Here is an 8,792-nt window from a genome sequence, read left to right as displayed (position 1 = left end):
GCTCTGAGGGGCAGGGGTGGTTGGAACCGGTGTAGCAAAATCCTGTTAATTCTGGGGTATAGGCCATTTTAAAATCATGTAAATTCAGATTCTGATAATTCATACCTTCCTAATACAAAACGGCCACTCCTGCTGTAGGAGTGGCCGTTTTGTTTTGGCTTATACTTATTCTTAATGCCTGCAAGTGCAATGATCCCCTGCTATGCCTTCATGGCGGGTGTCGGTGCCTTCGTGCCAGTCGAAAGCGGTGGCGTACTTGCTGTTTTCCCACCAGAATTTAGCTGGCTTGGTGTCGTAGTTGCCAACTTCAGTCATTGTAGCAGCGTCGTAGAGGCGGCCATTCACCATCGTATACTTCACATGCTCGGAGTTCTGGATGTTCTCCAGCGGGTTCTGGTCCAGCACGATCAGGTCGGCCAGTTTGCCGGCTTCGAGTGAGCCCAGGTCTTTGCCCATGCCCAGGTACTCGGCACCATTCAGGGTAGCCGCGCGCAGTGCTTCAAGGTTCGTCATGCCGCCTTGCTGCAACATCCACAGTTCCCAGTGCGCACCGAGGCCCTGCAGCTGTCCGTGTGCGCCCAGGTTCACTTTCACGCCATTATCCGTCAGGGCTTTGGCAGCTCTGGAGACAGCGAAGTAGCCGTTTTCGTACTCCTCATCCGGCACCTGCGTCACAAAGCGTGAGCGGCCATCCACTACCGAGCGGGGCGTAAACTTTAGCAAACGCTCTTTCTCCCATACCTTGGTTTTCTGGTACCAATAGTACTCGCCGTTGGGCGCACCGTAGTTCACGATCAGGGTAGGGGTGTAGCCTGTTTTAGAAGCTTTCCATACCTCCACCACGTCCTTGTAAAGCGGAGCAACCGGGATGTTGTGTTCTATACCTGAGTGGCCGTCCAGGATCATGCTCATGTTGTGGAAGAAGGTAGAACCGCCCTCCGGTACCACGGTCATGTCGAGTTCGCGGGCTGCCTGAATCACCTGTTGGCGCTGCTCACGGCGTGGCTGGTTGTAGCTCTTCACTGAGAAACCACCGGCCGCTTTGATGCGGCGCAGGTGCGAACGGGCATCGTCCAGGCTGTTGATCACGGCTTTGAAGTTGCCATCAGCTCCGTACAGGATTGTACCGGTAGAGAAGATCCGTGGACCCACCATATGGCCTGCCTTCACGGCTTCCGACTGGCTGAACACCATTTCGGTGGTAGAAGAGGGGTCGTGGGTGGTAGTGACACCGTAAGCAAGATTGGCCATATACGACCACTGCTGTTTCGGGCTCATGCCGTTACGGAACGTGCCCAGGTGCGCGTGTACATCTACTATACCTGGCATGATGGTTTTGCCGTTGGCGTCGATCACTTTGGCGTCTTTCGGTACGGCTATACCTTTACCGACTGATACGATGCGGTTTCCGTCCACTACGATCGTACCGCCTTCGATCACTTCATCGCCTTTCATGGTAATGATGCGCGCGTTGGTGAAAGCAACTTTGCCTTGCGGCATATCTGCTTTCAGCTCCAGGCCGATCTTGATACCGGTCGTGTCGATAGCCGGAAGTTTTTCCGGAGCACCTTCTACAAACTTAAAGCGGTCTTTCAGGTCATTGGAGAAATACTCATCACCCAATACCCAGTTTACTTTCTTGCTGTCACCGGACCAGTGCACGCTGGTACCGGCATCTTTGGTGAAGCGGGCCACTGGCATTGCCTTGGTCTCAGCGCTCAGATCCATACCGGCGCCGTTCGCAGAGAAGGGCGCCACGTAACCATTAAACAGCTCCACAAAAGCGATCCACTTGTTATCCGGGCTTGGGTAGAACTGGTCGGTATACTTGGAGGTATAATGCGTCTGCTCTTCTTTGCCCTGCAGGTCTACGCTTTTAAAGCTATACTTGTCGCCGCCACCGGCAGTGAAGAAGATACGGTTCGAAGATGCGTTGAACTTAGGAGAGGAACCGCCTTTCTGCACAAAAGTAGGCTTGTCGCCATTAGCCTGCATGTAGTACACGCCGCGCTCGTTACCGTGCGCATAGCCCATGTGGTTGTTGCCGCCTTCCTTGTTGTACACAATCAGCTTGCCGTTCGGAGAGAAAGAAGCATTGGTATAAAAGCCTTTCTCCGTAGTCAGTTTGGTTGGCTTTGCGTTCTTCTTGCGGATATCCACTTTCATCAGCGAACCAAAGTTGGTGTCGTCCCAGGTAGAGTACACCAGCGTTTTGCCATCCGGGGAGAAAGCAGGATAGAATTCGAAATCTTTGCTGTTGGTCACACGCTCCGGCTTGCCGTTTGGCAGTTCTTTCTTATAGATGTGCCCTGCCGCATTGAAGACCAGTAGTTTTCCGTCCGGAGAAGTCACCGCGTGGCGGATGGCCTTGGCTGCGAATTGCTTTTGTGCCACGCCTTCCTTGCTGAAGTCATGGCGTACGGCGTCCGCAATGTAGTGGGTGGCGGTTGCTTCAAAAGGGATGGTAGCTACTTTCTGCGAAGCTACTTCTACTTTGTTGATCTTGCCCCCGGCCCAGAACACGATATGCTTGTTATCGGGTGTCCAGGAGAAGTAAGGGTATACCCCGAAAATCGCCCAGGCTTCCTGCTGGTCGTGGTCGAGCTTGTCGTAGATCGGCCACTGTTCGCCGGTTTTCAGGTCGTGCACAAACAGCACGGATTTGGTGCGTACGCGGCGCACAAACGCCATGTACTTACCATCGCGGGAAATAACCGGGCGCGCCGAGCCACCGTTGCCGGTCACCACGTTCTCGATCTCACCGGTGTTACGGTCCACGCGACGGATCACGTAGATCTGGCCGTTCGGGTCTTTGTTGTATTCGAAGTTAGAGCCGCCGCTCATGTCTTCGGAGAAATACACATACTTGCCATCAGGCGATAATACCGGTTCGCCGGCATCCTGCTGATCGTTTTTCTTTTTGGTCAGCTGCACGCCCGTGCCGCCGGAGCGGTGGTACATCCACATCTCACCGGCACCCAGCGAACGGGTAGCCGTAAAGTGCTTGCGCGCTACAATATACTCGCCATCCGGCGTCCAGACAGCGTTGTTCAGCAGTCTGAAATTCTCATTGGTAATCTGCTTGGCGTCCGAGCCATCGCGCTTCATAATCCAGATGTTGTCGCCGCCTCCTGCGTCCGACGTAAAGGAAATGAGCTTGCCATCGGGGCTGAAGCGGGGCTGCACCTCGTACGGTCGGCCGCTGCGCAGCAATTTGGCTTTGCCACCAGCCATCGGCATGATGTAAATATCGCCCATCATATCGAAGACGATCTCTTTGCCATCCGGACTTACGTCCAGGCTCATCCAGGTGCCTTCGTCGGTAGTAACGGTGATTTCTTTTTGCGGACCGCGGGCTTCGTCCACTTTCCACTTCGCTTCTTTTTTGTCCTGAGCTGAAGCTGCGCCAATAGGGAGAGCGAGCGCTGCGGCCAGGAACATACTCAGATAGGTATGTTTCTTCATTACGGGGTGTTTGTAGATTAGATAAGTTTGATTCTCAAATCTAAGAATTTAAGGGGACTTATGGTAGTAGTTATCAGAATCAGGATTTTCAGGATGTGTTAGGGGAGACGTAATGATTCACAAATTACGCTGTAGGGACAGGTCGCGAACTGTCCGGGCGATAGGCTGGAATGTGGAACAGGAACGGTTGATAGAGTATTGGATTATCCTGATTTAGATAGGTTGTTTGGGAACGATTGCTGGTGCATGATTGCCTGTGCACGATTCGGACAGGTCGCGACCTGTCCCTACAGCATTAACACATGCACTCGGCCGAACCGGATGCTGTCCAATCAGGTGAAGGCATGGCTATACCTGAAGCAAGCAGGGCAACTTATGGTTGCGAGGCTTTGGATATCCGAGAAGCAACTTTGCTATACCTATTTTTCCACTATTCCACCTCAAAGGTGGCAGGTAGCTTAAAGCTCAGCGGCTTGTTGCGGCTGTGGATCTGCTCCAGGAAATTGTCCAGTTCGGCCTTGTACTCGAGGTGGTAGTCTTCGTGCAGGTTCTTGGTGATTAGCTGCGTGGTGCGCAGCAGCAGTCGGGCTGTGGCCGTATAAAAGCTTTTGTAGTAGCTGTCGAACTGGCCCGTGAAGTTGTCGAAAATGAGGCGCAGCAGGTATAGGTGCAGGTCTGCTTCCAGGCGTACGTCTTTGGTAATGCGCTTGAAACGGGCTATTTCTTTCACAGCTTTTCGCAGCGATTTCGTCAGGGCTTTGCCCAGGTAGCGGCCGCTGGTACTCATCATGAGCTCGTGCAGCTTATCGGTGGTCTGCTCGTATACCTCCTCCAGCGTGACCTCGCCCAGCTCGTAAGCCAGCAGGTCATAGAGCTCGGCATCGCGGCGGGCAGCCTTCAGTATGATAGCTTCCTTTTCTTTTTCATTCAGCTTCTTGACAGCCTGTTTGAATGCGGCAGATGGAACAGGCATAGCTTAGTCCGGCAAATTTTGTAGATCCAGCAGGTCCTGCTGGCGGGCAGTTGCTTTTTTATTTTTCTTCAGGTCTTCGAGGCTGATAAAATTGGCCACGACGTCTTCATAAGGTATGGAAACCTTGTTCTTCCAGCATTCGGCAAATTTTACGCCTGCCAGGCCAGTGGCAATGTCGATTCTGTTGGGTGGATAACCCAGCTGGGTCACCACATCCGGCGTAGTGAGGTCTTCGAAAGTGACCTGTTCCCCGTTATAGCCAAATTCCTGAAGTGCTCCAATCAGCACAGTGGCATTTTGTGGAGTGGGATTGATCCAGATGTCGATGTCGCCGGTATAGCGGGGGTACCCGTAGAGGGCAACTGCGAAGCCTCCGGCCACCATGTACTCTATCTGGTAAGTGTTCAAGAGGTTGATGAAATTTCTAAAATTGTGCTTCAGCTCCATGTTCACTAAAATACTGTATTGTTGGCGCAGGTGCTCCGCAGCAGCGAGCCGTGCTACCGCAGACTGAGCGAGCCAATACGCCAAATCATTGTTGCTGTCCGACAATTTTATTTTACTGACCACTCTGCCTGCCGGATGTTGCAGAAGGGTGCTGGCTTTTGTATTCAAAATGTAAACCGGTCATGTGCTTAGGGACACGTACGAATAAAGCAGCATTTAGGCGGTCCGCATGCCTGTACGAGAGGTATGCGGACCGCTAATTTAGACAAATAGTATTTTTTCTCAAAAATCAGCTTACAATTCTGCCGGTTACAGCAGGCCTTTTAGAGGGTAGAACCTGAGTCCCGGAGGAGGTTGTCGTCCAGGTACTGCGTGATCTTGCGCATCAGGTGAACACGGTCTTTGCCTCTTACATTGTGTGCATGGCCCGGGTATACAAAATAGTCGAGCAGGATCCCTTCGTCTACTGCCTTCTTCAAGAAGGAAAGGCTGTGCTGCCATACCACCACGTCATCTGCCGTGCCATGAATCATGAGCAGTTTGCCCTTCAGGTTCTTCACATGGTTGAGCAGGTTGGCCTGTTCATAGCCTGCCTTGTTTTGCTCCGGCGAGTCCATGTAGCGCTCGGTATACATGATCTCGTAGTACTTCCAATCGATCACCGGGCCTCCTGCCACACCTACCTTGAACGTATCCGGGGAGCGCAACAGGAGGGTGGTCGTCATAAAGCCGCCGTAGCTCCAGCCGTGCATGCCCATGCGGTTTGCGTCCACGTAAGGCAGCGACTTGAGGTATTCCACGCCGCGTAATTGGTCTGCCATTTCTACGGTGCCCATCTGGCGGAAAGGTGCCTGCTCAAAGGCCAGCCCGCGGGCCGATGAACCACGGGAGTCCATGGTATAGACGATGTAGCCTTTCTGGGCCATGAGGTGCATCCAGAGGTTGGCGCCGCCCAGCCAGTTGTTGGTGATCAGCTGCAGGTGCGGGCCACCGTACACATACACCACGACCGGGTACTTTTTGTTCTTATCAAAGTTCGGTGGTGTGATCATGCGGGTATACAGGTCGGTGCCATCGTCTGCTTTGAGGGTCGTGATGGTCGTCTCACCCAGTGCATAGTCTGTCAGCGGGTTTTTGGCAGTGAGCAGCGTTTGCTTCAGTTTGCCGTCTGTTCCTACCACCTGTATTTTGCGCGGTGTTGCCTGGTTGCTGTAGTTGTCCAGGATATATTTTCCGTCCGGGCTCAGGCTGGCGTTGTGCATGCCTTTGTCCTGCGTAAGGCGCTTTGTTTTGGCGTTCTTGAGGTTCACGCTGTAGAAATGGCGCTCCAGCGGACTTTCGGCGGTAGAGCTGTAAAACAGCTGTTTCCCGTCTTTGCTGAAACCCAGGATATCGGTCACCATCCAGTCGCCTTTGGTAAGCGGGCGGATGAGTTTGCCATCGGTGTTGAACAGGTATAGGTGGTCGTAGCCCGTGCGCTCACTGACCCAAACAAACTGCCCCGGATTGTTCGGCACAAAGTACAGGCCATGCTCCGGCTCCACATACTTCTCGTTTTTCTCTTCAAAAAGCGTCTTTACAAAACTGCCGGTAGCCGCATCGTACTGGTTCAGCTTCATGTGGTTCTGATCGCGGTTTACGACCGCTACATAAAGGTGCTTCTCATCCGGGCTCCAGGTGATGTTGGTCAGGTACTGCTCGGCCGGTTCGCCCGTTTTCAGGAAGGTAGTCTTTTTGGAATTCAGGTTATAAACGCCGACAGTCACGTGGTGGCTTTTGCCGCCGGCCATCGGGTATTTGATGTTGTTTACCTGTGCCGGAAGCGGCGCCACGTCCACCAGCGGGTAGTCGGTTACCATGGTCTGGTCCATGCGGTAGAACGCGAGGTTGTTGCCGGTAGGGGACCAGAAGGTGCCTTTGCTGATGCCAAACTCGGATCGATGGGCCGCCTGGCCATTCACGATCGCATCGTCGGCTTCATCGGTTACCGCCACATCCGGTGCGCCCGTAGCGGACACATACAGGTTGTTGCCTTTGGTATAGGCCACGCGCTGCAAGGTCGGATCCAATTCCACATTCGCTGCGTCGGCGGCATAGCTGGTCACCACAGCCGCCTTGCCGGTTTTCAGATCATAGCTGTATACCTTGTTCTGGGTATTGAGGATCAGGTCGTTGCCGGATTTCCACTGAAGCTGCGGAAAACTGTTTAGCGGCTGGGCACCTGCCGCTTCAAGGGCTTTGCTCAGCTGGCCCAGCGTCAGGATCTGCTGTGGTTTGGAGGAGGCTGCGCTGCCCCGCATGAGCACGGTTTCGTTTCCGTTGGGCTGCAGGTAGGTATAGTCGCCAGTACCGGCGATCCAGGAAAGCTGGCGCAGGTTTTCAGGCTGCAGCTCCGGGTTGATTACGGCGTCTTCCATGGTCAGCATTTTCTGCTGGGCCTGCACCTGCAGGGCAATGACCAGGAGAAGGGCCAGGAAAGCCAGCCTCTTCATAGAATGGTATAACATCATAAAAATAAAGTATAAGATGGAGGTTCAAGGTATAGATCGTATTGCAAGAAAGCATGTTTCCGCTTCAGGAGCAAAAATAGGGCCTGCTGGAGGCATTAATTTCAGGTTCAGGGTTTTCGGGAGGTAGTGAAATAAGGTCAAAAATAGATGCGGATACAGGAATTTAGCCCCTTACTAGATTGTTTTAAACAGTACCTTTTTCCGAAGCAGGAAAAGGTGAAGGAAGGACTGGTTTAAAAGCATTTACTCTTCCATCGCTTTATAAAAATTTGTAAATTTGCAGTATGAATATTGAAACAGAAATTTTACATCAGGATGATGTAGCTGTGCTGGAGGAAAGTACCGACCTGCGTAACCTGATCGTGTACAACGATGACGTAAATACCTTTGACCATGTGATCAATACACTGATCAAGGTATGCGGCCATACGGCGGAACAGGCGGAGCAGTGCACGCTACTGATACATTACAAAGGCAAGTGTACCGTAAAGGTGGGATCGTATGAGGAGCTGGCAGGTATGTGTACCTCTCTTCATGATAAAGATCTTTCTGCCAACATCGAGTAGCAGGAGGTTAGATGAATTTTCCTTCTAAACTAATTGAAAATGCCGTTGAGGAGCTGGCAAAGCTTCCCGGCATCGGCCGAAAGACTGCTCTCCGGCTGGCGCTGCATTTGCTCAAAGAAGAATCGGAAGAGTCCTTTCTGTTGGCAGAAGCGCTGGTAAAAATGCGTACCGAAGTCAAGCATTGCCGGGAGTGCCATAATATTTCGGACACAGAGGTCTGCAGCATCTGTACGAATCCGCTGCGCGACCGGAGCCTGCTGTGCGTGGTGAGCGATATACGCGATGTGATCGCGATCGAGAACACGTCGCAGTTCAAAGGGCTCTACCATGTGCTGGGAGGCGTAATTTCTCCTATTGAGGGAGTAGGGCCATCGGACCTGCACATCGAGTCGCTGCTGGAGCGCCTTCCCAACTCGGAGGTAAAAGAGATTCTGTTGGCTATCAGTCCGACCATGGAAGGCGACACGACCGCCTTTTACCTGACACGCAAACTCCGCGACCACCAGGTACGCATTACCACCATCGCACGCGGTGTGCCGGTGGGTGGCGAGCTGGAATATACGGATGAAATAACCCTGGGACGCAGCATCGTAGAGCGTACCTCGTACGGGAAGGTATAAAAACAGAAGCTTACCTTTTGAAAGGCTGCAGATATCCTCTGCAGCCTTTTTTTATGCACCCCGATACCTTTTGCGCCTGTTAATGCCTTACCTGGCTCAGTCAGTCCAGTGGTAATGGAGAAATTATAACGAGCAGGTAAAAATTATGATTTTATTTAGTAAGTATTGGAACCAATAGGTATGAAAATAGTATTAATGTTAAATAATTACT

General features: G+C 52.4%; 6 protein-coding genes. 2 read left to right on the top strand and 4 right to left on the bottom strand.

Going from position 1 to position 8,792, the window contains the following annotated elements; genetic code table 11:
- Positions 1 to 171 precede the first annotated feature (171 nt).
- The 4 genes from OB13_RS00905 to OB13_RS00890 form a co-directional block, all read right to left on the bottom strand.
- Complete coding sequence (locus tag OB13_RS00905; RefSeq protein ID WP_461488257.1) at positions 172 to 3,465, bottom strand: amidohydrolase family protein; 3,294 nt, start codon at positions 3,463 to 3,465, stop codon at positions 172 to 174.
- A 430-nt stretch (positions 3,466 to 3,895) separates the two neighbouring features.
- The gene (locus OB13_RS00900; RefSeq protein WP_461488256.1) at positions 3,896 to 4,438 is read right to left on the bottom strand and encodes a hypothetical protein; all 543 of its coding nucleotides are present in this window, start codon (positions 4,436 to 4,438) and stop codon (positions 3,896 to 3,898) included.
- 3 nt (positions 4,439 to 4,441) lie between these two features.
- A complete protein-coding gene (locus OB13_RS00895) occupies positions 4,442 to 5,053 on the bottom strand; it encodes a hypothetical protein (protein WP_461488255.1) in 612 nt (203 codons plus the stop codon).
- Between the two features lie 155 nt (positions 5,054 to 5,208).
- Entirely contained in the window at positions 5,209 to 7,395 is a 2,187-nt protein-coding gene (locus OB13_RS00890) for a S9 family peptidase (protein WP_461488254.1), read from the bottom strand.
- A gap of 284 nt (positions 7,396 to 7,679) precedes the next feature.
- Here OB13_RS00890 and OB13_RS00885 point away from each other — a divergent pair, with 284 nt between their 5' ends.
- Both OB13_RS00885 and recR read left to right on the top strand, forming a co-directional pair.
- Positions 7,680 to 7,961, top strand: a complete 282-nt coding sequence (locus OB13_RS00885) for an ATP-dependent Clp protease adaptor ClpS (RefSeq protein WP_461488253.1) — start codon at positions 7,680 to 7,682, stop codon at positions 7,959 to 7,961.
- Positions 7,962 to 7,972: 11 nt separating this feature from the next.
- On the top strand, positions 7,973 to 8,581 hold the full coding sequence (gene recR / locus OB13_RS00880; RefSeq protein WP_461488252.1) for a recombination mediator RecR: 609 nt from the start codon (positions 7,973 to 7,975) through the stop codon (positions 8,579 to 8,581).
- The last annotated feature ends 211 nt before the right edge of the window (positions 8,582 to 8,792 follow it).

This window comes from Pontibacter sp. HJ8 (assembly GCF_054824225.1).
This window is presented reverse-complemented; position numbering and strand designations above follow the sequence as displayed.

Bases quoted from the DNA above. Each gene is read 5' to 3' on its own strand.
- OB13_RS00905 (WP_461488257.1), bottom strand. From the start codon at position 3,465: ATGAAGAAACATACCTATCTGAGTATGTTCCTGGCCGCAGCGCTCGCT.
- OB13_RS00900 (WP_461488256.1), bottom strand. From the start codon at position 4,438: ATGCCTGTTCCATCTGCCGCATTCAAACAGGCTGTCAAGAAGCTGAAT.
- OB13_RS00890 (WP_461488254.1), bottom strand. From the start codon at position 7,395: ATGATGTTATACCATTCTATGAAGAGGCTGGCTTTCCTGGCCCTTCTC.
- OB13_RS00885 (WP_461488253.1), top strand. From the start codon at position 7,680: ATGAATATTGAAACAGAAATTTTACATCAGGATGATGTAGCTGTGCTG.
- recR (WP_461488252.1), top strand. From the start codon at position 7,973: ATGAATTTTCCTTCTAAACTAATTGAAAATGCCGTTGAGGAGCTGGCA.